At 67.4% G+C, this 24,492-nt stretch carries 19 protein-coding genes; 9 read left to right on the forward strand and 10 right to left on the reverse strand.

Annotated elements, in window-relative coordinates:
* Positions 1-280: 280 nt before the first annotated feature.
* Complete coding sequence (locus AC5P57_RS14770; protein ID WP_099551994.1) at positions 281-1,021, reverse strand: basic secretory protein-like protein; 741 nt, start codon at positions 1,019-1,021, stop codon at positions 281-283.
* On the reverse strand, positions 1,018-4,362 hold the full coding sequence (locus tag AC5P57_RS14775; protein WP_262235334.1) for a GH92 family glycosyl hydrolase: 3,345 nt from the start codon (positions 4,360-4,362) through the stop codon (positions 1,018-1,020). The genes AC5P57_RS14770 and AC5P57_RS14775 overlap by 4 nt, the downstream gene beginning before the upstream one ends.
* 421 nt (positions 4,363-4,783) lie before the next feature.
* Between AC5P57_RS14775 and AC5P57_RS14780 the strand changes: the two genes are divergently transcribed.
* From AC5P57_RS14780 to AC5P57_RS14795, 4 genes are all read left to right on the forward strand, one after another.
* Positions 4,784-4,981 carry a zinc-finger domain-containing protein gene (locus AC5P57_RS14780; protein ID WP_005410967.1) on the forward strand — a complete coding sequence of 66 codons (198 nt, stop codon included), beginning with the start codon at positions 4,784-4,786 and terminating at the stop codon, positions 4,979-4,981.
* Between the two features lie 15 nt (positions 4,982-4,996).
* Entirely contained in the window at positions 4,997-6,112 is a 1,116-nt protein-coding gene (locus tag AC5P57_RS14785; protein ID WP_099551991.1) for a glycosyltransferase, read from the forward strand.
* Positions 6,093-7,424: an O-antigen ligase family protein gene (locus AC5P57_RS14790; RefSeq protein WP_262235332.1), complete on the forward strand. Its 1,332-nt coding sequence runs from the start codon at positions 6,093-6,095 to the stop codon at positions 7,422-7,424. Before AC5P57_RS14785 ends, AC5P57_RS14790 begins: the two co-directional genes overlap by 20 nt.
* A 255-nt stretch (positions 7,425-7,679) precedes the next feature.
* Positions 7,680-8,129 carry an REP-associated tyrosine transposase gene (locus AC5P57_RS14795; protein WP_262235331.1) on the forward strand — a complete coding sequence of 150 codons (450 nt, stop codon included), beginning with the start codon at positions 7,680-7,682 and terminating at the stop codon, positions 8,127-8,129.
* Positions 8,130-8,275: 146 nt separating this feature from the next.
* Here the strand turns inward: AC5P57_RS14795 and AC5P57_RS14800 are convergent, their stop codons facing one another.
* A complete protein-coding gene (locus AC5P57_RS14800) occupies positions 8,276-9,193 on the reverse strand; it encodes an LpxL/LpxP family Kdo(2)-lipid IV(A) lauroyl/palmitoleoyl acyltransferase (protein WP_099551988.1) in 918 nt (305 codons plus the stop codon).
* Positions 9,194-9,253: 60 nt separating this feature from the next.
* On the opposite strand from AC5P57_RS14800, the gene waaA reads away from it, so the two are divergent.
* Together waaA and AC5P57_RS14810 are read left to right on the forward strand one after the other, a co-directional pair.
* Complete coding sequence (waaA, locus tag AC5P57_RS14805) at positions 9,254-10,552, forward strand: lipid IV(A) 3-deoxy-D-manno-octulosonic acid transferase (protein WP_099551987.1); 1,299 nt, start codon at positions 9,254-9,256, stop codon at positions 10,550-10,552.
* 215 nt (positions 10,553-10,767) lie between these two features.
* Positions 10,768-11,985: an amino acid transporter gene (locus AC5P57_RS14810; protein ID WP_262235330.1), complete on the forward strand. Its 1,218-nt coding sequence runs from the start codon at positions 10,768-10,770 to the stop codon at positions 11,983-11,985.
* An 87-nt stretch (positions 11,986-12,072) separates the two neighbouring features.
* Here the strand turns inward: AC5P57_RS14810 and AC5P57_RS14815 are convergent, their stop codons facing one another.
* The 3 genes from AC5P57_RS14815 to AC5P57_RS14825 all read right to left on the reverse strand — a co-directional run bounded on the left by AC5P57_RS14815 (position 12,073) and on the right by AC5P57_RS14825 (position 14,912).
* The gene (locus AC5P57_RS14815; RefSeq protein WP_099551985.1) at positions 12,073-13,431 is read right to left on the reverse strand and encodes a TolC family outer membrane protein; all 1,359 of its coding nucleotides are present in this window, start codon (positions 13,429-13,431) and stop codon (positions 12,073-12,075) included.
* A gap of 16 nt (positions 13,432-13,447) precedes the next feature.
* Positions 13,448-14,095 carry a protein-L-isoaspartate O-methyltransferase family protein gene (locus tag AC5P57_RS14820; protein WP_049398378.1) on the reverse strand — a complete coding sequence of 216 codons (648 nt, stop codon included), beginning with the start codon at positions 14,093-14,095 and terminating at the stop codon, positions 13,448-13,450.
* Positions 14,096-14,231: 136 nt separating this feature from the next.
* Positions 14,232-14,912, reverse strand: a complete 681-nt coding sequence (locus tag AC5P57_RS14825) for a TetR/AcrR family transcriptional regulator (protein ID WP_099551984.1) — start codon at positions 14,910-14,912, stop codon at positions 14,232-14,234.
* A gap of 119 nt (positions 14,913-15,031) precedes the next feature.
* Between AC5P57_RS14825 and AC5P57_RS14830 the strand changes: the two genes are divergently transcribed.
* A complete protein-coding gene (locus AC5P57_RS14830; RefSeq protein ID WP_262235329.1) occupies positions 15,032-16,162 on the forward strand; it encodes an efflux RND transporter periplasmic adaptor subunit in 1,131 nt (376 codons plus the stop codon).
* Between the two features lie 4 nt (positions 16,163-16,166).
* Positions 16,167-19,328: an efflux RND transporter permease subunit gene (locus AC5P57_RS14835; protein ID WP_262235328.1), complete on the forward strand. Its 3,162-nt coding sequence runs from the start codon at positions 16,167-16,169 to the stop codon at positions 19,326-19,328.
* Between the two features lie 81 nt (positions 19,329-19,409).
* On the opposite strand, the gene AC5P57_RS14840 is transcribed toward AC5P57_RS14835, so the two are convergent.
* Positions 19,410-20,315: a LysR family transcriptional regulator gene (locus AC5P57_RS14840; protein ID WP_262235327.1), complete on the reverse strand. Its 906-nt coding sequence runs from the start codon at positions 20,313-20,315 to the stop codon at positions 19,410-19,412.
* A 117-nt stretch (positions 20,316-20,432) separates the two neighbouring features.
* Here AC5P57_RS14840 and AC5P57_RS14845 point away from each other — a divergent pair, with 117 nt between their 5' ends.
* Complete coding sequence (locus AC5P57_RS14845) at positions 20,433-21,206, forward strand: SDR family oxidoreductase (RefSeq protein ID WP_262235326.1); 774 nt, start codon at positions 20,433-20,435, stop codon at positions 21,204-21,206.
* 205 nt (positions 21,207-21,411) lie between these two features.
* Here AC5P57_RS14845 and leuB read toward each other — a convergent pair whose 3' ends face one another.
* From leuB to leuC, 3 genes are read right to left on the reverse strand one after another with little or no spacing between them, the layout of a single operon-like run.
* Positions 21,412-22,473 carry a 3-isopropylmalate dehydrogenase gene (gene leuB, locus AC5P57_RS14850; protein ID WP_099603911.1) on the reverse strand — a complete coding sequence of 354 codons (1,062 nt, stop codon included), beginning with the start codon at positions 22,471-22,473 and terminating at the stop codon, positions 21,412-21,414.
* On the reverse strand, positions 22,463-23,041 hold the full coding sequence (gene leuD, locus AC5P57_RS14855; protein WP_065200767.1) for a 3-isopropylmalate dehydratase small subunit: 579 nt from the start codon (positions 23,039-23,041) through the stop codon (positions 22,463-22,465). Before leuD ends, leuB begins: the two co-directional genes overlap by 11 nt.
* Positions 23,041-24,459, reverse strand: a complete 1,419-nt coding sequence (gene leuC / locus AC5P57_RS14860; protein ID WP_099551978.1) for a 3-isopropylmalate dehydratase large subunit — start codon at positions 24,457-24,459, stop codon at positions 23,041-23,043. The genes leuD and leuC overlap by 1 nt, the downstream gene beginning before the upstream one ends.
* Between the last annotated feature and the right edge of the window lie 33 nt (positions 24,460-24,492).

The following is a 24,492-nucleotide window of genomic DNA, read 5'->3' on the forward strand; positions in this document are numbered from 1 at the left end:
GCCGTGGGAAGGGACCGGACCGGCCTTCCCACCCTGGGCCCGACCAACTTTCCATGGGTGAGGGTGTCATGCGCAATCGAGTGACGCGGCGGTACTTCCAGCAGCTGTTCGCGCTCTACGCCGGCTTCGTGCGGTCGCGCTGAGGCGTAGAAGGCAGCGAGCTAGAGTCGACCGTTGGTCGACTATCGCGCGAAGCGCGGGGCTTTCGGTAGCTGTACGAACGTCAGTCGACCAACAGTCGACTCTACCCAGTCGCCCCAATACCCAGTTGACCACCCCGTCAGTGCCGCTTGCCACGCCTCGCCGGCGGCGGCGGTGCATCCGAACGTGGCTTGGCGTACTGTGTCCACAGTGCCGGCAATGCCTTGCCGGTGTGCTTCTGCCACAGCGCTGGCGTATAGCGGCCCTCGCGCAGGGCCTTGTCCAGCGCCAGCACCAGGCCGGGATGCTCGGCCTCGGCCCACTTCAGGAACGCACCGGTCACCCGGTAGCCGCTGTCGACGTTCTGGCCCTTCTCGACCTTGACCGGCAATGCCCAGCCGGCGGCGGTGTTGTCCATGCCGTAGCGGTCGCGCGCGTAGTCGGCGATGCCTTCCACCAGCCAGCCCGGCACCCGTGCATCGCCGTAGCCGGGATAGCCCTGCACGATGTGCATCGCCTCATGGGTGACCAGGTCGATGTCGTTCGGGTGTTGCGCCAGCCAACCTGGATTGATGGTGATCGTCGCTGCCTGGTCCTTGTCGCCGACGAAGGCGATGCCGGTGTAGGCCGGATCGATCACAATGCGCACCATCGACGGCGCGGCCGGATGGAAGTCCGCGCGTTCGCGCAGGTAGGCGAAGAAGAACGTATCGATCACGCGCTTGCGCTGCGGCGCGGCCAGCGCGCCACGCGCGTCCTGGTAATTCAGCGTCACGCCGTCGCGGGTCAGCTGCGTATCGAACGCCTGGGTCTGGCCGAAACTTGAGAAGGACAGGGCAACAAGGGCCAGAGGCAGAAGACGGAAGCGCATGCCGCTCATTGTACGGTGCCGGCCGCCAGCAGTTCGATCTCCGCCAGCGGCAGTCGTGCCGGTGCCGCCAGGCGCAGGCGGTACTCGCTGTAGCGACCGGGTTTGGCGATGCGGAACGGACGGGTCTGCCGGGCGGATTCGAAGTCTTCGCCGCTGCGCTGGTCGAGCACGGCCCAGCTGCCGCTGCCGTTGCGCGCCTCCAGCGTCCACTCCCCGCCCTGGATACGGCCGTCCCCGCTGGTCAGCGTGTACATCGTCGGGGTGCCCTCGGCCAGGCCGGTCAGCGCGATGGTTGCGCCGCCTCCCAGGCCCACCGTCGTGCCGGCGTCGTCATCAACCAGCGCGGGCAGGGCACGGCCATCGGCCAGCGCTGCCTTCGCGCCGCTGCCGAGCAGGTCGTGCAGCAGCTGCGGGCGCTGGCCGCGCGCGGTCAACGAGCGCGGCACATCATCCACGCCACTGCCCCAGCGCGAGGGACGGGGCCCCATCACGAAGTCGAGGGTCGCGCCCTTGGCGATCAGCTCGTGCGGCACCCAGGTCTTCGTCCACGGCGTACCGTTGATCTTCAGCGACTGCACGTAGACGTTCTCACGCGAGTTGTTGGCCGCATTCACGGTCAGCACGGCACCGCCCTGCAGTTCCACGCGCGCATGTTCGAAGGCCGGTGAACCGATCACGTACTCCGGTGCGCCCATGCGCAGCGGGTACAGGCCCAGCGAGGCCAGCACGTACCAGGCCGAGGTCTCGCCGTTGTCCTCGTCACCGGGATAGCCCTGGCCGATCTCACTGCCCACATACAGCCGCGACAGGATCTCGCGTACGTGCTGCTGGGTCTTCCATGGCTGCCCGGCGTACAGGTACATCCACGGGATGTGGTGCGCCGGCTGGTTGCTGTGCGCGTACATGCCCATGCGCACATCGCGTGCTTCGGTCATTTCATGGATGGTGCCGCCGTAGGAACCGGCCAGTGCCGGGTCCGCGGTTTCCGGCGTGGCGAAGAAGGTATCCAGCTTCGCCGCCAGCTTTTCGCGGCCACCGTACAGCGCCGCCAGGCCCTCGCCATCGTGGGCGGCGGTGAAGGCGAAAGTCCAGCCATTGGATTCGGTGTAGTCGTGGCCCCACACACGCGGGTCGTAGGCCTTGGCGTCCACGCGCCAGCGACCATCGGCGCGACGGCCCTGGAAGAAGCCGGCGACCGGATCGAACATCGTCGCGTAACTGGCGGCGCGATGGCGGAAGTAGTCGGCCTCGGTGCTGTAGCGCTCGCGTGCGGCCGGCGTGGCCGCGCGCTTGGCCAGCGCATCGGCCATGTTGGCGATGCCGAAGTCATTGAGTGCGCCTTCCATCGTCCACGACATGCCTTCGTGCACGTCGGCGCTGGCATAGCCACGGAAGGTCGAACGGTCCATGCCCTTGCGGCCGACGTGGCGGTCGGGCGGTACCACGGTCGCATTCTTCAGCGCGGCCGCGTAGGCCTCTGCCGGATCGAAGCCGCCGATGCCTTTCAGCCATGCATCTGCAAATGCCACGTCCGAGCTGGTACCGACCATCAGGTCAGCGTAACCCGGCGACGACCAGCGCGCGATCCAGCCGCCAGCGCGGTACTGCTCGATGAAGCCCTGCACCATCTGCCCGGCATCGTCGGGCGTGAACAGCGCATAGGCCGGCCAGGTGGTGCGGAAGGTGTCCCAGAAGCCATTGTTGACGAACACTTTGCCGTCGCGCACGGCGGCAAAGGTGCGGGTCGCGCTGCCATCGGTGTTGTCATCGCTGGCGCTGGCCTGGTTGGCGTAACGCCAGTCGGGTATGGCCGCGCTGCCCACGTTCTCGTGGCCGGAGTTGGGGTACAGGTACAGCCGGTACAGGCTGGAGTACAACGTGGTCTTCTGATCGTCGCTGGCATCGCCGATGTCGAAGCGGGCCAGGCGTGCGTCCCATGCATCCTGCGCACGGCCGGCCACGCTTTCCAGCGTGTCGGCCGCAGCGATTTCCAGTGCCAGGTTGTGCCGCGCCTGCTCCACCGAGATCAGCGAGGTCGCGATGCGCATGGTCACCCGCCGGTCGCTGCCTGCATCGAACTTGATGTAACCGGTCGGGCGGCCGGTGTTGAGGCGCCCACTGCCGCGCCACGGCTTGTCGAAGCTGGCCACCACGTACATGCGGCTGGCACCGTTGGACAGGCCGCTGCGCGTATCGGTATAGCCGGACAGCGTCTGCGTGGCCGCATCCAGGCTCAGGCCGCCACGTGCATCGACGTTGTCGAACAGCAGGTTGGCGTCGCCGCCCTCCGGGAAGTCGAAGCGGAACAGCGCGGCATGGTCGGTCGGCGCGATCGATGCCGCGACGCCGTTGTCGAAGCGCACATCGTAGCGATACGGGCGGGCGCTCTCGTAGCTGCGGTCGAACGACAGCGCGCGCTTGCGGCGGTCGGCCTCCGGCACACCACGGCTGGCCGAGGGCATCACCTGGAAGGTCTGGCGGTCGCCCATCCACGGGCTGGGCTGGTGGCTCAACGCAAGCGCCTGCAGCTGCGGGCGGTTCTGTGCGTCGTTCTGTTCGTTCCAGCGGTAAAGCCAGTTCAGTGCGCCGGCATCGGTCACCGGGGTCCAGAAATTGAAGCCGTGCGGCACCGCCGTGGCCGGGAAATTGTTGCCGCGCGAGAAGGTGCCGTTGGCCTGGGTGCCACGGGTGGTCAGCACCCAGTCGGAGACGCGCTGCGGCTGTGGTCGCGGCTGAGCATCCAGGCGCACGTCGTCGATCCAGCCGGACACCGGCGCACCGTCGGCACTGGCCACCTCCAGTTCGATCGTCACCACGCGGCGGCCCTTCAGCGCGGGCACGTCGCCCAGTCGCACCGCCTTGCGTGCCCACTGCTGCGGATACAGCGTCTTCGACTCGCCCTGTGCGCGTGCGCCAAGGGCCACGCCGTGCTGGTCACGTGCCGCACCGGCCGAAACGCGGCTGCCATCGTCCAGCCGCAGATCCAGTGAGACATAGGTCGAGGCCACGCTGTCCTTGCCGACGATTTCCGGCAGCACCAGCCACGACAGCGTGGTGTCGGCCTCGATCGGCAGGTCGGTCTTGAACAGTTCGCGCCGCGCGCTGCCGCCTTCGCTGCTGTAGCGCAGTGCATGCAGGCCGCTGTAGCCCGCATTGCGCTTGGCGGCGTAAGGCGCCGCGGGGCCGTTGCCGATCGTGACCTGCAGTGCACCTGCGGCCTGCGAAGGGGCGGGTTCGCCGGGCTCGAACGAGGTCTGCAGTCCCTGTGCCAGCACCGGCATCGCAGTAGTCGCACAGGCCAGGGCCAGGGCGAGTGGAAGCAGGGCGCGGCGTGGATCGGACAGGGTCATGCAGGAGTCTCCCGGAAGGGCAGGCGGCGGGCAGAACCCGCATCGGCGGACACCACGGGCAGCATCGCTCCGCCCGCCGCGATGGCAGTGGAAGAGGCGATGCTGGTCCGGTGGGGGCGGGCCATGCGATCGGGTCGGATTGGGGCAGGCCGGTTCACGACCTGGCCCGATCCTGCAACAGCCGTGGCAACCTGACAAGTGCCATTTAGTTCGATCCAAATGCGGGAAATATCGCGGTCGGCAGGATTCCGGTACAAACCCGCACGGGCGACCGGGGCTTCCACGCAGGCAGACCGCCCCGGGTGCCATGCAACACCACGCGGAATCGGCCCGCGGCGCCCAAAGACCTGTTGCGGCGCCATGTCAGGGCAGCCCGGATGCTAGAATCACAGGCCTCGCAACCCGTTCATCGACATCCGCCATGAGCCATACCGCCACCGCGCCCGCCAACGCCGAGAAGCGCTACACCGTGCACCGCAGCGATCTTCCGCTGAGCTGCCCGACCCCGGAAATGGCGCTGTGGAACTCGCATCCGCGCGTGTACCTGCCGATCGAAGACGAGCCCAACGGCGAAGCGCAGTGCCCGTACTGCGGTTCCGTGTTCGTGCTGGCCGACTAAGCGGTCGCCCCCTCGATGCGCCGATTGACCGTGGTGCAGTTGCTGCCGGCGCTGCACTCCGGTGGTGTCGAGCGCTCGACCCTGGAAATCGCTGCGGCCCTGGTGGCCGCCGGCCATCGCGCGCTGGTGGTTTCCGCCGGTGGCCGCCTGGTGCAGCCGCTGCTCGATAGCGGTGCCGAGCACCTCACCCTGGACATCGGCCGCAAGTCGCTGCTGACCCTGCGCCATCTGCCGACCCTGCGCCGCTTGTTCGCCGAGGTTGGCGCGGACATCGTGCATGCCCGCTCGCGCCTGCCGGCATGGCTGGGCCTGTACGCGATCCGCGCCCTGCCTGCCACGCAGCGCCCGCACTGGGTGACCACCGTGCACGGGCTGAATTCGCCCAGCCGCTACAGCGCAGTGATGACCAGCGGCGAACGCGTGATCTGCGTGTCCAACACCGTGCGCGATTACGTGCAGCGGCACTACCCGACCGTGCCCGAACAGGCGCTGCAGGTGATTCCGCGAGGCGTCGATGTGGCCCAGTTCCCGCGCGTGGCGCGTGCCGATCGCCGTCCGCGGTTGGCGCTTGCGGCAGATTACCCGTGGCTGGCGCAGGTTGAAGGCCCATTGCTGCTGTTGCCGGGGCGGGGCACCCGCCTGAAGGGCCATGCCCACGCATTGCAGCTGCTGGCGGATGTGCGCGCCGCTGGCGTGCCGGCACAGTTGTGGATGCTGGGTACCGATGAACCCGGCCGTGAAGCCTACGTGGCCGACCTGCGCCGGCAGGCGGCCGCGCTCGGCGTGGCCGGGGTCGTGCACATCAGCACACCGACCGCGCGCATCGCCCAGGCCTACGCGGCCAGCGACCTGGTGCTGCAGCTGTCGGACAAGCCCGAAGCGTTCGGCCGCACCGTGGTCGAGGCGCTGTCGGTGGGCCGCCCGGTGCTGGGCTGGGACCATGGTGGCGTCGGTGAGCTGCTTCGGCAGCTGCAACCCGCAGGTGCCGTGCCGCTCGGCGACGCGCGCGCATTGGGTGAACGTGCGCTGGCCCTGCTGGCCCAGCCCCCGTCCTTGCCGACCCGCATCCCGTTTACCCTGCAGGCCATGCAGCGCGATACCCTCCGCCTCTATGCCGACCTCGCCGGCTGACCCTGCCGTAATCGCGCGTGACGACCGCGCCGGACGCTGGGCGCCCTGGTGGGTGCTGGCGTACGTGGCGATGTGGCCGTTGCCGGGCATCGCCGAAACCGTGTTGGGCCTGGGCGCGCTGTACGCCGCGGCGCGCATGGTGATGCGCCGCCTGCAACGCCGCCCGCATCTGTTGAGCACGGCGGCCTGGGCACTGACGTCGATCCTGTTCCTCGGGTACTGGCTGCCGCAGGCATTTTCCGCATTCGATGCGATCGATCCGGCGGCCTCGTGGACCAAAGCTGCTGCGGGCCTGCGCTATCTGCCCTTCATGTGGCTGGTGGCGATCGCGGTGGCCACGCCGGAGCGGCGGCGGCTGACCTTCGCAGGGCTGGCGCTGATCACCGGCGCATGGACCCTGGATGCGCTGGTGCAGGCCGTGGCCGGCACCAGCCCATGGTTCTGGTCACTGGAACACCTGAAGCTGGCGGTCAGTGGCCACGCGCTGTGCCCGGCCGATGAGGCCGCACTGGCCGACCGCCTCAGCGGCGCACTGGGACCGTGCAACCTGAAGTTCGGCCAGGTGCTGGCCAGCCTGTCGCCGTTCCTGCTGCTGCCTGTCGCGCGGCGCTTTGGCAATGTGGGCTGGCTGCTGGCTGCCGCAGCGCTGGGCAGCGTGTTGCTGCTGGCCGGTTCGCGCGCCTCGTGGATCACCTTCGCGCTGGTGCTGGCCTACAGCGGCGTGCGCCAGTTCGGCTGGAAACGGCTGGCCGCGCTGGCGCTGGTGGCGGTGCTCGGCGCCGGCGCGCTGACCGCCAGCGTGCCGCAGCTGCGCGAGCGCTTCGCGCGTACGGCCATGGCCCTGGATGGGGGCGAGCGTGGTGTCGACGAGGCCCTGTCGGGGCGCGCGCGGATCTGGGAAGCTGCCGCCTGCATGATTGAAGAGCACCCGATCAATGGCGTGGGTGCGCGTGGTTTCCGCGACGCTTATCCCGCTTGCGTGGCGGAGGATGGGCCGGCGGTGTGGGGCAATGCCCCGGCGTTGCATGCCCACCAGATCGTGCTGGAAATCCTCGCAGAGACCGGAGTGATTGGCCTGTTGCTGTGGCTGGCGGCCGTGGCCCAGGCCTGGCGTGCATGGCGCTACGCGCCGGCGATTGCCCGCGAACGCGCGCGTCCGGCGATGCTGGCGCTGGCGGTGACCGTGTTCCCGCTGAACACCCATCTGGCGTTCTATTCGGCCTTCTGGGGTGGCCTGACCGTATTGCTGGCCGCGCTGTTCGCCGGCAGCCTGCTGGCCCGGGATGCGGACGACACGCCGACGGTGGTGTGATCGTCCATCCACGCATGGCGTGGCTCTACTGCACGTACCGAACAAACGTCCCCATGGTGGATCCACGCCATGGCGTGCATGGGGCGGTCACCGAACGAACGTCGCCGTAGTAGATCCACGCCATGCGTGGATGGGGCGGTCACCGAACGAACGTCGCCGTAGTAGATCCACGCCATGCGTGGATGGGGCTTTACCGACGCAAACACGCGCCAACCTCCACTAGTCGTGCCTCCGTGTGTATCGCAGGCTGAGGCCATGGCCAGCCCAAGACTCCGCTACGGTCGTTACTCCTGCACCGGTAACGTCTATTCATTGACTACGGTAACCCTCGATCGTGAACCCTTCTTTGCCGATGCTTCCAACGTAGCGATTCTGTTTGATGCGCTGCGCTTCGTAGAGCGCAGGGGCTTCAGCCACAGTCTCGCCTGGGTGGTGATGCCCGACCATCTACACTGGCTGATGGAACTGCGCAGTGGAACCTTGGCCGAGTGCATGTCCCTTCTGAAGTCACGCAGCAGCAGGCTGCTGAACCGGCGGCTGGAGCGGCAGGGCGCGCTGTGGCAGCACGGCTATCACGACCATGCAGTGAGGACCGACGAATCACTTCACGAGAAGGCGATGTACATCCTGGCCAATCCGGTCCGTGCGGGCTTGGCGTGCGTGGTGGGGGAGTACCCGTACGCCTGGTGCCGCTGGCGGTTGTGAATCCCGGCACGGGATCGAAGAGCATCCACGCATGGCGTGGATCTACTTCAGAATGTCCCGCGCCATTAAATCCACGTCATACGCGGATGAAGCCGCACAGGGCAGTAAATCCACGCCAAGCGTGGATGAAGCCATCCCGCCCACCGTTACTTGTAAAAATCGCTCCGCCCGCCCGGTTGGCGCTTGAATCGGCGATGGATCCACAGGTACTGGTCGGGCGCTTCGCGCACCATCTCTTCGATGGCCTGGTTGACCCGCGTGGTATCGGCTTCCACGTCCTCGCTGGGGAAATTCTCCAGCGGCGCGCCGATCTTCAGGAAGTACGTCCCGCCTTCGCGGCGATGGAAATACGGGATCACTGCGCAGCCGGTCATCCGCGCCAGCTGGTGGGTAGCGGTGATGGTCGAGGCGGTATGGCCGAAGAACGGTACGAACACGGTGTCCTTGCCGCGCATGTCCTGGTCAGGTGCATACCAGAGGAAGCCCCCCTTTTTCAGGTGGCGCACGGTAGCGCGGATATCCTCATTGGCGAACATGGCCTTGGCATAGCGCAGGCGGCCGAACTTCACCGCCCACTCGTACACCGGGTTCTTGTGCTTGCGGTACATGCCTGAGAGATCAACGTAGTCGCACAGCAGGCGCCCACACATTTCCAGGGTCATGAAGTGGCCGGACACCAGCAGCACGCCACGACCTTCCGCCTGCATCTGCCGCAGATGTTCCAGTCCTTCGATCTGCACCTGCGGGCGGATGCTGTCGATGCTTCCCCACCAGGCGCGGATGCACTCGAACACACCCACGCCCAGGGCATCGAAACTGTCGCGCACCAAGCGCTGGCGCCAGGCCTCGTCCTTCTCGGGGAAGCACAGCTGCAGGTTGACCTCGGCGGCGCGGCGACGGCTGCCCAGCAGGCGCCAGGTGATCCAGCCGACGCCCCGGCCCAGCGCACGCTGCAGCATCCACGGCAGGCGGGCGATGGCGAAGGCGCCCAGCATGGCGGCGAACATCGGCCAGTTGCGGGGATCGCGCAGCGACGGGCGGACGGCGGTGGTGGCATCGGACATTGGGCCATTCTACCAAGGCGGCCGCGTGTCTTTCCCGGGGGGCTCCCGTATCCTTGCCGAATGCGTAAAGACCCTGTCGAATGGATCCTGCGCGGCCTGTACTCGGTCGTGCTCTACATCCTGCTGCCGATCACCGTGTACCACCTGGTCTGGCGCGGCTTCCGGGTACGTGAATACTTCCGGCGCTGGGACGAGCGCTATGCCTCCTATCCGCAGCCCACCGGCCAACCGCGGGTCTGGCTGCACGCGGTCTCGGTGGGCGAAGTCAATGCCGCTGCGCCGCTGGTGAACGCGCTGCGCAAGGAGCGCCCGGACATCCGCTGGGTCATCACCACCATCACCCCGACCGGCTCCGAACGCGTGCGTGCGCTGTGGGGCGATGCACTGGACCACGTCTACCTGCCGTATGACGTGCCCGGCAGCGTCAACCGCTTCCTCGGCCACTTCCAGCCCAGCCTGGCGCTGATCCTGGAAACCGAACTGTGGCCGAACATGCTGTTCGGCTGCCGTGACCGTGGCATTCCGGTCTACATCCTCAACGCGCGCCTTTCGGCACGTTCGCTGCGGGGCTACCGGCTGCTGGCGGCGTTGATCCGCCGCGCGCTGCGCACGGTCACCTGCGTGGCCGCGCAGTCGCAGGACGATGCCGAGCGTTTCGTGCAGCTGGGCGCCGCGCCGGAGCAGGTGCAGGCGCTGGGCAACCTGAAGTTCGACATCACTACGCCGGACGTGCAGGGCTTCGTCGAGCAGTTCCATGCCCGCGTGCCGGCCCGGCGGCCGGTGTGGATCGCCGCCAGTACCCATGATGGTGAAGAACAGGCGGTGATCGATCTGCACCGGCGCCTGCGCCAGCAGCACCCCGACCTGTTGCTGCTGTGGGCGCCGCGGCATCCCGAGCGCTTCCCGAAGGTGGAGGCACTGGCGCGGGAGCAGGGCTGGAACGTGGCAACCCGGCGCGCGAAGCAGTGGCCGGAGGTTGAAACCGATGTGTTCGTCATCGATACCCTGGGCGAGCTGATGCCGTTCTATGCCTGCGCGCAGGTGGCGTTTGTCGGTGGCAGCCTGCAGCCGATCGGTGGCCACAACCTGCTGGAGCCGGCGGCGATGGGCACCGCTGCGGTGACAGGCCCGCACCTGCACAACTTCTCGGAAATTTCCCGGCGCATGCGCGAGGCCGGCGCGCTGTTGATCGGCGAAGACGTGCAGGCGGTCGGCGAACTGCTGCAGCACCTGCTCGAAGACCCGCAGGCACGCGAGGACATGGCGCGGGCAGGCTGCACGCTGATCAGCAATGGACGCGGTGCCCTGCAGCGTACGCTGGCGCTGGTCGGACCGCACCTGCCGCCACCCTGCCGCTGAGTTCGAGGGGCCGGCGCGCGCGACGCGACTGTCGTGAAAGACCGCGTCAATTCTGCTTAGCGACCAGGAACCTGTCGTAGCGGGACCGGAGCTTCCTTGCCAACGTGCCTGCCGTCACATCGTGGTGCGCAGGGCGCGTATTCCGATACCGCCTCCCGGAACAGGGTGTCAGTCTGCTGTCGACCGCGCTTGGGCGGATATCAAGGGAACTTGCGATGGACAGCGACAGCAGCCCCGACGACATCGATGAGCCCGGGTACGGCGATCGCCTTGTGGTGGTGGCACTGACCTTGCTGCTGGGAGGCAGCGTGGTCGCGCTGGTTGGCCAGCACACTGCAGCCCAGGCAGGCCCGGCCATCGTCCTGAGCCTGCTGCTGGCCGCGCTGGGCACGGGGCCGCTGCTGTACTGCCTGCACGCCCTGAACCAGCAATGGCCCGCCGATGGCCTGCATGGCGTGTTGCGGGACCGTTGGGGAGGCGTACCGGCCGTTCTGCTCGGTAGCGCGCTGCTGCTGGAACTGGTGGTGACTGCCGCGGGCGTGGCGCAGTCCATCGCCAGCCATCTGCATGCGCTGCTGGCCGGTTGTGGAATCGAGACCGGCAACGGGATGCCGGATCAACTGATGGCTGCTGCCAGCCTGCTGCTGCTTGCCGTGGTCGGATTGCTGCGGCCACACCGTGTGGTGCTGGTTGCCTGCGTGCTGCTGACGGTGAAGATCGGCATCGGCCTGCTGTTGCTGGTGCTTGCAGCCCGCCATGTGCACTACGCGTACTGGATTCCATGGCTGCCGCCGGCAACGGCACCCTATCGCTTCGGGATCGGCGGTGTACTGGCGGCGAGCGTGCCGCTGTTCGGTGTGTTCGCCACCGTTGGCCTGGCGCTGGGATTTCCTGGCATCGGCAGGCAGGCCAGGGCACGGCCGCCGCTGCTGCTGGCGTGCGTGCTGCTGGCCATGGTGCTGCTGATCGTACTGGCCGCGTTGCAGGCTGGCCTGGTTGAATTTCCGGCCTTGGCCAGCACGCGCCCTCTGTCGGTGGCGCTGCAGCATCACCCTCAGCTGGACTGGATGATGCCCTTGCTGCCGCTTGCGGGAGTGGCCGGGTTGGCGGCGCTCGTTCTGGTGTTGCTGATGTTGGCTGCGCGGCTGGCGATACAGCTGTGGCCGACGGCAGGTGACGAATCCCAGGGCTTCCGGGAGAGGCTGGTGCCGGTCGTCGTCGTCCTGTCGGCGGCACTGCTGGCGCTGTGGGCGCCAATGGGCAGCCTGCCGGTATTGCCTGGCCCGGCAAGCCTGTTGATGATGGGGGCCGTGTGCCTGGCCGTGCTGCGCGGAGGGGCACCACGATCACGCGCCCTGCCGGTGCTGGCGCCCGTCGCCATCGCCCTGTGTCTGCTGGCCGCCGTCGAACGGATGCGGGTCTGGCCCGGCTGACGGTCGGTGGATGCATGCTTCCGTAGCGCGACCAACAAAAAAAGCCACCCTCGCGGGTGGCTTCTTCGTGACCGGCAGGCTGACGACTCAGTGCGTGGTCGTTGCCGGGTTGCCCGCGTCCTGGGTCAGCAGGCGGTTCACGTCCTGCAGTTCGGCCACGTCCAGCGCACCCAGCGACTGGCTCAGCAGCAGGCGGTTCTGCAGGAAGGTGTAGCGGGCCTGGGCGTAGTCCAGCTGCGCCGAGAACAGGATGCGCTGGTTCTGGATCACATCCAGCACGGTACGGGTACCGACTTCCAGGCCAACCTGTGACGCGTCGTACGCACTCTGCGCCGAGACCACCGCCAGGCGGCGGGCTTCCACTTCGCTGATGCCCTGCACCAGGGTCTGGTAGGCATTGCGGGTGTTCCGGTCCAGGGCACGCTTCTGCTGCTCGTAGCCGTCCTGGGCGATGTCACGCTGGGCCAGCGCCTGGCGCACGTTGGACTGGGTGGCACCGCCAGCGAAGATCGGCACGCTCAGGGTCAGGCCGATGCTGTTGGTGCGCGCGTCCGGCGACAGCGAGCCGGCACCGGTGCTGTCACCCCAGGTGGCGCTCTTGCCCCAGCTGCCGCCCAGCGACAGGGTGGGGTAGTGGCCGCCACGGGCGGCCTGCACACCGGCTTCGGCGGCACTGACCTTCAGTTCCTGGGCCTTCAGCGCGGGGTTGCCGGTCGTGGCCTGGTGCACCAGCTCGTCGATGTTGCCGCGGTTGGCCGGCACTTCCGGGCGGAAGTCCGCCGGCAGGCCACGCAGGTTGACCACCGGCTGGCCGGTCAGTTCGGTCAGTGCCTGGTAGTTGTCGGCCAGGGTGTTCTGCGCAACGATGGTGTTGGCGCGCGCCTGGTCGTACTGGGCGCGGGCTTCGTGCACGTCGGTGATCGGCGCCAGGCCCACTTCTAGGCGCTTGTCGGCGAAGTCGAACTGCTTCTTCGCGGCCGCTTCATTGGTCTGTGCAGCGTTCAGCGATTCGATCGCCACCAGCACGTTGAAGTAGGCCGCCGAGGTGCGCACGATCAGGCTGTCATTGGCCGAATCGAGGGTGAAGTCCGCCGCCTTGCTCAGCTCACGCTGCGAGCGCAGGTTGTTGATCTGGGTCCAGTTGAACAGCGTCTGGCTGCCCTCGATCGTGTAGTTGCGGCGCTTGCTGGTGACCGTGCCGGAATTGGCATCATGGTCCGCCTCGGCGCGGGTGCGGTTGAGCGTGGCCTGGCCGTTGATCTGCGGCAGCAGGGCGGCACGCGCCTGCACGGCGCCTTCCTTGTCGACCAGCCGGGTCGATTCGGCGGCGGACAGCTGCGGATCGCCGTTGCGCGCCATCTCGTAGACCTGCAGCAGGTCGGCGGCATGGGCGGACAACGGCAGCAGGGCAGTGGCCAGCGCAACAGCGAGGGATCGGCGGATCATTGCGGCTTCCTTGGACTCAGAGGTGGAACTGGGGTGCCGGGGCGGCACCGCGCAGGTAATCGATATCGGTCTCGAACAGGGACTCGGTGCTGCCGTCGGCCTTGACCAGCAGGGCCTCCATCGCCGGCGAGCGGCCGTGGATCACGAACAGGCGACCACCCGGACGCAGCCACGAAGCGAACTGTGACGGCACCACGTCGACGGCACCAGTGACACAGATCACGTCAAAGCGGCGTTCGGTCTGCCAGGACAGGGCGTCAGCCACTTCCACGCGGACGTTGGTGCCCAGGCCGGAAGCGTCCAGGCGGGCACGCGCGGCGGCGGCCAGTTCCGGATCGATCTCCAGGCTCAGCACGTCGCGCGCCAGCGCGCCGATGCAGGCGGCCAGGAAGCCGCTGCCGGTGCCGATTTCCAGCACTTCGTCACCCGGCTGCAGATCCAGTGCCTGCAGGGTACGGCCCTCGATGACCGGCTTCATCATCTTCTGGCCATGGCCGATCGGCAGTTCGACGTCGGCGTAGGCCAGTGCCCGGTGTGCATCGGCGACAAAGGCCTCGCGCGGCAGGCGGGCCAGGACGTCGAGCACCTTGATGTCCAGCACGTCCCAGGGACGGATCTGCTGTTCCACCATCAGTTCGCGGGCGTGGGCGTAATCAATCGTCATGAGGTTCAAATCCAGCGCAGTGGGCCGGCCATTTTACCGGTGCCGGAGGCCGGCGGCGCGCCCAGAGCATCAGCTGCCGGGTGGCCGGGGTCGCAGTGCCGGAAGTCATCGCGACCTCCGGTTCGTTCAGTTTTGGTTATTCAGCCGTTTCGGCCCCTCGCGGCGCATAGGCGCGCAGGAAGAAGTCGATGCTGGCGGTCACATGGGCAAGAGGGTCGCACTCCACCGGTGACAGTGGCATGCCGCACATCATATGCATGTGCACCTCGCCCTTCACCAGGGTCAGGAACTGCTGGCCGGCCAGGTAATAGTCGGGGATGTGCAGCTCGCCGCGTTCGCCGCGCGCGCGCAGGAAATCGGCCAGGGCCTCGCAGGTGCGTTCCGGACCGGCCTGCCAGAACAGCTCGCGCAGGCGTTCGTCGGTCTCCGGCGCCATCATCATGCGCTGGATCGAGATCGCCGCATCGGAGGTGATCAGCTCGAAGAAGGCCAGGCCGATGCCGATCAGCTGGTCGCGCAGCGGGCCGTCCGCGTCGGCCACGAACAGGGCATCGGGCAGCATTTCAATGCATTTTGACTGCACGGCCTCGGAGAACAGGGTTTCCTTGTCGCCGAAGTGGCTGTACACGGTCAGTTTCGAGACGCCGGCCTGGGCGGCAATGGCGTCCATGCTCACGCCGGTATAGCCCTGTTCGATGAACAGTACCTTGGCTGCTTCAAGGATCGCCGCGCGCTTGCCGAGGTCCTTGGGACGCCCGGGTCCGGCGGCCTTGGCAGCGGGCTTGGCCGACGGCTTGCGGGAAGTGGGAGAACTCATCGCGACAATACTAGACCAAGCGGTTCGATATTTATACTATACCGGCCGGTTTATTAAATTGGGCCGGCAGTCGCGGCTCCCCCCTTAGTTGCAACCCTGCGTTTTCAGGACGTTGACCGATGAAGATCGTGCGCTGGATGGGCGGTATGGTGTGGGTGGCTGCGCTGGCAGCCTGTTCGGGACAGGAACAGGCGCCACAGGCGGCCGTACCGGTACTGGTGGTTCACCCTGGCGAACAGGCCGGGCAGGCCCCGGCGGCGTTCCCGGGCACGGTGCGTGCCCGCCAGGAAAGCCCGCTGTCGTTCCGCGTCGGTGGCAACCTGGTCAAGCGCCATGTCGATGCCGGTCAGCGGGTGAAGAAGGGCGACGTGCTGGCCGAACTGGATGCAGCCGACTTCGCACTGCAGGCCCGCGCTTCGCAGGCGCAGCTGGCCGCGGCGGAAGCCGACCTGGTGCGTGCCCGCGACGACCTCAAGCGCTACCAGGTGCTGGCCGACCAGCAACTGGTCAGCCGTTCGCAGCTGGACCAGCAGTCCGCCGCCTTCAAGGCGGCGCAGGGCCAGGCCAACGCCGCCCGCGCCAACCTCGATGTGCTGCGCAACCAGGCCGACTACGCGCAGCTGCGCGCACCGGCTGACGGCGTGATCGCCAGCCGCGAGGCCGAGGCCGGGCAGGTGGTGTCCGCCGGACAGACCATCTTCAACCTGGCCGCTGACGGTGGCCGCGAAGTGCTGATCGACCTGCCTGAAGCCACCATCCGCGACTACGCGGTCGGCCAGCCGGTCGAGGTGGAACTGTGGAACCGCCCTGGCCAGCGCCTGCCGGGCACGATCCGCGAGATCGCAGCCGCCGCCGATCCGCAGGCACGCACCTATGCCACCCGCGTCAGCCTGGCCGCCGATGCGCTGGCCGATGTCGAACTGGGCCAGAGCGCACGCGTCTACAGCAGTGCCGGCCGCCACGGCACCCTGCAGCTGCCGCTGGGCGCGCTGCAGCGTGGTGCCAACGGTGCCGCCAGCGTGTGGGTGGTCGATCCGGCCAACAGTACGCTGAAGGCTGCGTCGGTCACCACCGGTACCTATGGCAGCGAATCGGTGCCGGTGCTGTCGGGCGTCGGTGCCGGTGACTGGGTGGTTGCCGCCGGTGGCCATCTGCTGCGCGCCGGCCAGCCGGTGATCGCGGTGGACCGGCAGAACCGCCCGGTGCTGAAGCCGGCCGCGCCGGCCGCTGCCGCCAAGGCCAAGGAGTAAGCCGGTGCGCCGCTTCAATCTTTCCGAGTGGGCGCTGGCCAATCGCCCGCTGGTGCTGTTTGCGATGCTCGCCTTCGCCCTGATCGGCGCATGGTCGTACAAGCATCTGGGTCAGTCCGAGGACCCGCCGTTCACCTTCAAGGCGATGGTGGTGCGTACGCTGTGGCCGGGCGCAACCGCCGAGCAGGTCTCGCGGCAGGTGACCGAGCCGCTCGAGAAGGCGCTGATGAACACCGGCGAGTACGAGTTCATCCGCTCGTACTCGCGGCCGGGCGAGTCGCAGATCATCTTCATGGCGCGCGACAGCCTGCGGTCCAAGCAGATCCCCGACCTCTGGTACCAGGTGCGCAAGCGTGTGGGCGACATTCGCCCGACGCTGCCGCGCGAAATCGTCGGTCCGTTCTTCAACGACGAGTTCGGTGACACCTACGGCAACATCTATGCGTTGACCGGCAAGGGCTTCGACTATGCGGTGATGCGTGATTACGCCGACCGCATCCAGCTGGAACTGCAGCGCGTGCCCGACGTCGGCAAGATCGACCTGGTCGGCCTGCAGGACGAGAAGGTGTGGATCGAACTGTCCAACACGCGCCTGGCCACGCTGGGGGTGTCGATGCAGCAGGTGCAGCAGGCGCTGGCCGACCAGAACGCGGTGACCGGCACCAGCTTCTTCGAGACCGCCACCGATCGCGTGCAGCTGCGCGTGACCGGCCAGTTCAATGATATCGAAGCGATCCGCCAGTTCCCGATCCGCGCCGGTGACCGCACCGTGCACCTGGGCGACATCGCCGAGGTCAAGCGCGGTTTCGCCGATCCGGCGTCGCCGAAGATGCGCTTCATGGGCGAAGAGGCGATCGGCCTGGCTGTTGCCATGAAGGACGGCGGTGACATCCTCAAGCTGGGCGCCAACCTGGATGCCGAGTTCGAGCGCCTGCAGAAGACCCTGCCGGCGGGGATGCAGCTGCGCAAGGTGTCCGATCAGCCTCAGTCGGTGGAGGAATCGGTCGGCGAGTTCGTGCAGGTGCTGACCGAGGCAGTGGTGATCGTGCTGCTGGTCAGCTTCTTCTCGCTGGGCCTGCGCACCGGCCTGGTGGTGGGCGTGACCATCCCGCTGGTGCTGGCGATGACCTTCTTCGTCATGCACTACTTCGACATCGGCCTGCACAAGATTTCGCTGGGCGCGCTGGTGCTGGCGCTGGGCCTGCTGGTGGACGATGCGATCATCGCGGTGGAGATGATGGCCACCAAGATGGAGCAGGGTTACGACCGCCTGCGTGCGGCCAGCTTCGCCTGGGAGTCGACTGCGTTCCCGATGTTGACCGGTACGCTGATTACTGCGGCCGGCTTCCTGCCGATCGCCACGGCGGCATCGAGCACCGGTGAATACACCCGTTCGCTGTTCCAGGTGGTGACCATCGCACTGGTGGTGTCGTGGATCGCGGCGGTGCTGTTCATTCCGTACCTGGGCGACAAGATGCTGCCGGACCTGTTCAATCCGCAGCCGCCGAAGCCGGGCAGCCTGTCCGCGCGCTGGCACGCCAAGCGCCAGCAGTGGGCCGACCGTTATCCGGCGCTGGCCAACCTGATCGCGCCGCCGCAGCACGGGCATGACCACGATCCGTACCAGCGCCCGTTCTACCGCAGCTTCCGTCGCTTCCTCGATGGCTGCCTGCGCCACCGCTGGTGGGTAATTGCCGCGACCATCGCCCTGTTCGTGTTCTCGCTGATGATGTTCCGCTTCGTGCCGCAGCAGTTCTTCCCGGATTCGACCCGACCGGAACTGATGGTGGACATCGAGCTGGCCGAGGGCGCGTCGCTGCGCTCGACCCAGGCCCAGGCCGAGAAGCTGGAGAAGCTGCTGTCCAGCCGCGAGGGCATCGCCAACTACGTGTCCTACGTGGGCACCGGTTCGCCGCGCTTCTACCTGCCGCTGGACCAGCAGCTGCCGGCGACCAACTTCGCCCAGTTCGTGGTGCTGGCCAAGGACATCAAATCGCGCGAAAGCACCCGTGACTGGCTGCTGCACGAAGTGATTCCGAAGTTCCCGGACGTGCAGATGCGCGTGACCCGCCTGGAGAACGGCCCGCCGGTCGGCTATCCGGTGCAGATGCGCATCTCCGGCGAGCACATCGAGAAGGTGCAGGCGATCGCGCGCCAGGTCGAGGCCAAAGTGCGCGGGAACCCGCACGTGATGAACGTCAACCTGGACTGGAGCGAGCCGAGCAAGGTGGTGCGGCTGGTGATCGACCAGGAGCGCGCCCGCGCGCTGGGCGTGAGCAGTGCCCAGGTCAGTCAGTTCCTGTCCAGTTCGCTGGCCGGGCAGTCGGTGAGCGTGTACCGCGAGGGTAACCGTCAGATCGAGATGCTGCTGCGTGGCCCGGCCGACGAGCGCAACCAGCTGGAGCTGCTGTCCAGCCTGTCGATGCCGACCGCCAATGGTGGCAGCATCACGCTGTCGCAGGTGGCGACGATGGAGTATGGCTTCGAGGACGGCATCATCTGGCACCGCAACCGCCTGCCAACCGTGACGGTGCGTGCCGACATCAGCGATGGCATGCAGCCGCTGGACGTGGTGCATCAGATCCTGCCGACGCTGGACGGCATCCGTGCCGAGCTGCCGAACGGTTACCTGCTGGAAACAGGCGGTACCGTGGAGGATTCGGCACGTGGCCAGAACTCGATCAAGGCCGGCATGCCGCTGTTCCTGGTGGTGGTGGCCACGCTGCTGATGCTGCAGCTGCGCAGCTTCTCGCGTGCGGCGATGGTGCTGGTGACCGCGCCGCTGGGCATCATCGGTGCGACCCTGTTCCTGCTGCTGTTCCGCGCGCCGTTCGGCTTCGTGGCGCTGCTGGGCACGATTGCACTAGCGGGCATGATCATGCGCAACTCGGTGATCCTGATCGACCAGATCCAGCAGGACATCGATGCCGGGCATGACCGCTGGCACTCGATCATCGATGCGACGGTGCGCCGCTTCCGCCCGATCGTTCTGACCGCGCTGGCGGCGGTGCTGGCGATGATTCCGCTGTCGCGCAGCGCGTTCTATGGCTCGATGGCGATCTCGATCATGGGCGGCCTGATCGTGGGTACGGTGCTGACGCTGGTGTTCCTGCCGGCGCTGTACGCGGCGTGGTTCCGGGTGAAGCCGGATGAATCCGGGGCGTGATGCCCCGGGTTCTGCGGCCACCGCCCTGGTAGGTGCCAACCTTGGTTGGCACTGCGGCATGCATCCACGCATGGCGTGGATCTACTGCAGCTGCAGGCCGCTCCGCAGCACCGGCAGCAGCCATTCGATGAACACCTGCACGCGTTGTGCGCGGTGTTGCCGGTGCGGCTGCAGCAGGGTCACCGGCAACGGCTGCGCTACATGCTGCGGCATCACCTCCACCAATGCGCCTGACTGCAGTTCGGCCTGCACGTCGTAGCGCGGAATCTGCAAAAGCCCCAGCCCGGCCACACAGCACGCGATCGACGCCTCGGCGCTGTTCACCCGCACCCAGCCGGGTATCGGCAATGTGCGCAGCTGCGTGCCCTCCTGCCACTCCCACGGTTCAACCCGCGCCGTGGTCGGCGAGGCGTAGTTCACTGCGCGGTGCTGCTGCAGGTCGGCAGGCTGCTGCGGAGTGCCGTGTTCACGCAGGTACGCCGGCGCGGCGACGTTGACGAAGTCGAGCTGGCCCAGCGTGCGCGCCACCAGGCTGGAATCGCCCAGCTGGCCGACCCGCAACACCGCATCGCAACCGTCTTCGATCAGGTTCACCGCGCGGTCGGTCATGCCAAGGTCGACTTCCACCTGCGGATACTGCGCGAAGAACCCAGGCAGCGCCGGAGCGATGATGCGACGGCCGATGCGGCTGGGTACATCGATCTTCAGCAGGCCCATCGGCTGCGCGTCGTCCTGGCGGAACAGGGTTTCGGCGTCTTCGACTTCGGCGATCAGGCGCAGGCAGCGGGCATGGAACACGTCGCCATCATGGGTGGTGGACACCCGGCGGGTCGAGCGCTGCAGCAGACGGGTGCCAAGCCGCTGTTCCAGCTCCGCGATCGCCGCCGAGACGGTGGAGCGGGGCAGGCCGAGCTGGTCGGCGGCGCGGGTGAAGCTGGCGCACTCCACGACCCGGGTGAAGATGCGGAAGCGATCGATCCGGTCCATTGTTCGCTTGCTCTGGAAAGTTAAGTCAATGTGGCGGGCTTTATCCGCGTTTTCTGCACGATATCGTCGTCAGGGCAGGGTTGCCACCCCGGGCAGCCCTCTCCAGAGACCGAAGCCATGACCGACCATTCCCTCAAGGGCAAGACCGTGCTGATCGCCGGTGGCGCCAAGAACCTGGGTGGGCTGATTGCCCGCGACTTCGCCAGCCAGGGCGCCAAAGCCATCGTCGTCCACTACAACAGCGCCGCCACCCAGGCCGACGCAGAAGCGACCGTCGCCGCGGTGCAGGCCGCGGGCAGCAAGGCCGTTGCCCTGCAGGGCGACCTGACGTCGGCCGCAGCGATGGAGCGCTTGTTCGCCGATGCCGTGGCAGCGGTCGGCCGTCCCGACATCGCCATCAACACGGTGGGCAAGGTACTGAAGAAGCCGCTGCTGGAGATCAGCGAAGCGGAGTACGACGAGATGAGCGCGGTCAACGCCAAGGCGGCGTTCTTCTTCCTCAAGGAAGCCGGCCGCCACGTCAACGACGGCGGCCGCATCTGCACCCTGGTCACCTCACTGCTGGGCGCGTTCACGCCGTTCTATTCCAGCTATGCCGGCACCAAGGCGCCGGTCGAGCATTTCACCCGCGCGGCATCGAAGGAGTTCGGTGAACGCGGCATCTCGGTGACTGCGATCGGGCCCGGCCCGATGGACACGCCGTTCTTCTATCCGGCCGAGAGTGCCGACGCGCAGGCGTATCACAAGACTGCGGCCGCGCTGTCCGCGTTCACCCGCACGGGCTTGACCGACATCGCCGACATCGTGCCGTGGATCCGCTTCCTGGTCACCGATGGTTGGTGGATGACCGGGCAGACCATTCTGGTCAATGGTGGGTACACCACCAAATAATCCAGCCACGCGTGGCGTAGCTCTACTGCGGTGGTGGGTGCCAACCCTGGTTGGCACGGATGGCTGCATCCACGCATGGCGTGGATCTACCGCGCGAGATTCGAACGATCCACGCATGGCGTGGATCTACAGTAGAGCCACCCCATGGGTGGCTGCGCGCAATGTCCGAAGGAAAGGCCGCCACGCATGGCGTGGCGCTATCGGATCAGTTGAGTTTGGCCAGCACCGCGTCGGTGGCGGCGGCGGTGCTGACGGCCTGGCCCTTGGCCGCGAGGTCGGCGGTGAACACCCCGTCATCCAGCACCGCATGCACAGCGGCTTCCACCGCGGCGGCCTCGTCTTCCAGGCCCAGCGAATGGCGCAGCAGCATGGCGGCGCTGAAGATCGTCGCGTAGGGGTTGGCGATGCCCTTGCCGGCGATGTCCGGGGCCGAACCGTGGATCGGCTCGTAGATGCCGACCGCGCCGGGTTCGCCCAGCGAGGCCGATGGCAGCAGGCCCAGCGAGCCGGCCAGCATCGAGGCTTCATCGGTGAGGATGTCGCCGAACATGTTCTCGGTCACGATCACATCGTACTCGCGCGGCTTGGCCAGCAGGTGCATGGCCATCGAATCAACCAGCTGATGCTCCAGCGCAACGTCCGGGAACTCCTCGCGGCCGATGCGCGCGGCCACGTCACGCCACAGGCGCGAGGTCTCCAGCACGTTGGCCTTGTCCACCGAGGTGACCTTGCCGCGGCGCTGCTGGGCCAGGCGGAAGGCACTGCGCAGCACGCGCTCGATCTCGGCCACGGTGTAGCGGCACAGGTCGCTGGCGCTGTCGGCGTCGCGGGTCTTGTCGCCGAAGTAGATGCCGCCGGTCAGTTCGCGCACCACCACGAAGTCCACGCCCTGCAGCAGCTCGGCCTTGATCGGCGAAGCGTGCAGTGCGGCTTCATGGGTACGCACCGGACGCAGGTTGGCGTACAGGCCCAGCGCCTTGCGGATCGCCAGCAGGCCCTGTTCCGGGCGCACCTTGGCATTGGGGTCGGACCACTTCGGGCCGCCAACCGCGCCCAGCAGTACGGCGTTGGCGGCCTGGCAGGCGGTCAACGTGGTGGTGGGCAGCGGATCGCCATGACGGTCGATGGCGACGCCACCAATGTCGTGCTCGCTGAAGGTGAAGGTGTGGTTGAAGCGTTCGGCGACGGCCTTCAGGACGGCCACTGCCGCGGCGGCCACTTCCGGGCCGATGCCATCACCGGGCAGGACAACAATTTCAGCGTGCATGCTCACTCTCGTAACGTTCGATTTCAGGGACACGGCCCAACAGATACCCCAACTGGTCGACACCTTCCAGCAGGCAGGTCTGCGAGAAGCCATCCAGCGGGAAGGAATAGACGCGGCCGTCCGGAGTTCGCAGTTCGCGCGTAGCCACGTCGATGGTCAGCTCGTCGTCCGGGCGTTGCATCAGCGCCTGTACGTCAGCCTCGTCCAGCACGATCGGCAGCAGGCCGTTCTTCAGCGAGTTGCCGCGGAAGATGTCGGCGATCTCGCTGCTGACGATGGCGCGCAGGCCCAGATCGGTCAGCGCCCACGGCGCATGTTCGCGCGAGGAGCCGCAGCCGAAGTTGCGGCCTGCCAGCAGGATGCTGCGGCCGGCGTTGTGCGGCTGGTTGAAGGCGAAGTCGGCCACCGGCGAACCGTCGGCCTGCCAGCGCCAGTCATTGAACGCGTTGCGGCCCAGGCCGGCGCGCTCGGTGGTGGACAGGAACCGCGCCGGGATGATCTGGTCGGTGTCGATGTTGGTCTGGCGCAGCACCACGCTGGCCGAGGTCAGGGTACGGAAACCGGCCATCACGCCACCTCCTGTGCGAACAGTTCGCGGGTATCGGCAACGTGCCCGTTCACGGCGGCCCACGCGGCGCTCATCGGCGAGGCCAGCAACGTGCGCGAACCGGGGCCCTGGCGGCCTTCAAAATTGCGGTTGCTGGTGCTGACGGCCAGCTGGCCGGGTGCAACCAGGTCACCGTTCATGGCGATGCACATCGAGCAGCCCGGCTCGCGCCACTCGGCACCGGCCGCGCGCACGATCTCGTGGATGCCTTCGGCCTCGGCCTCGCGCTTGACGATCTCCGAGCCCGGCACCACCAGCATGCGCACCCGCTCGGCGACGCGACGACCGCGCAGTACCTGCGCCACTTCGCGCATGTCGCTCAGGCGGCCGTTGGTGCACGAGCCGACGAACACCACGTCCACCGGGGTACCGGCCAGCGCTTTGCCCGACTGGAAGTGCATGTAGTCCAGGCCCTTCTGTGCGGCCGCATCGTTGGCTGCGGGGATCGGCGCATCCACCGCGATGGCGGTACCCGGATGCGTGCCCCAGGTCAGGGTCGGGCGGATGTCGGCGGCGTCGATGTGCACTTCGCTGTCGAAGCGTGCGCCGTCATCGCTGCGCAGCTGCTGCCAGCGTGCGACGGCGGCGTCGAAGTCGGCGCCCTTGGGGCCACGCGGCGTACGGGCAACGAAGTCGAAGGTGACCTGGTCCGGCGCCACCATGCCGGCACGTGCGCCGGCTTCGATCGACATGTTGCACAGGGTCATGCGCTGTTCCATGGTCATCGCTTCGATGGTGCTGCCACGGAACTCGATGACGTGGCCGGTGCCACCGTTGACGCCGATCACGCCGATGATGTGCAGCACCACGTCCTTGGCGCCGACGCCAGGCGCCAGCAGACCATCAACGGTGATCGCGAATGTCTTCGCCTTGCGCTGCAGCAGGCACTGCGTGGCCAGCACGTGGCCGACTTCGCTGGTGCCGATGCCGAAGGCCAGCGAACCGAACGCACCGTGGGTGGAGGTATGGCTGTCGCCGCAGACGATGGTCATGCCCGGCTGTGTGAAGCCCTGTTCCGGCGCGATCACGTGGACGATGCCGCGGTTGTCCGAAGCCATGTCGAACAGCTCGATGCCGTGCTCGGCGCAGTTGCGTGCCAGCGTGGCGACCTGTGCCTCGGAGGCGGCGCTGGCATAGGGCAGCGTGCCGTCGGCTGCGGCCGGCAGGGTCGGCGTGGAGTGATCCATCGTCGCCTTGGTGCGGTCCGGGCGGCGCGGCGACAGACCGCGTTCGCGCAGCTCGGTGAACGCCTGCGGCGAGGTCACCTCATGGATCAGGTGCAGGTCGATGTACAGCACGGCGGGCGCGCTGTCGGATTCGGGAACCACCACATGGGCGTCCCACAGTTTGTCGTACAGGGTGCGGGGTGCAGAAGTCATGCGTATGCCTGGCAGAAGTACGAAGGTGCGGAC

It is taken from the genome of Stenotrophomonas sp. YJH_SMC_79 (genome assembly GCF_059367995.1).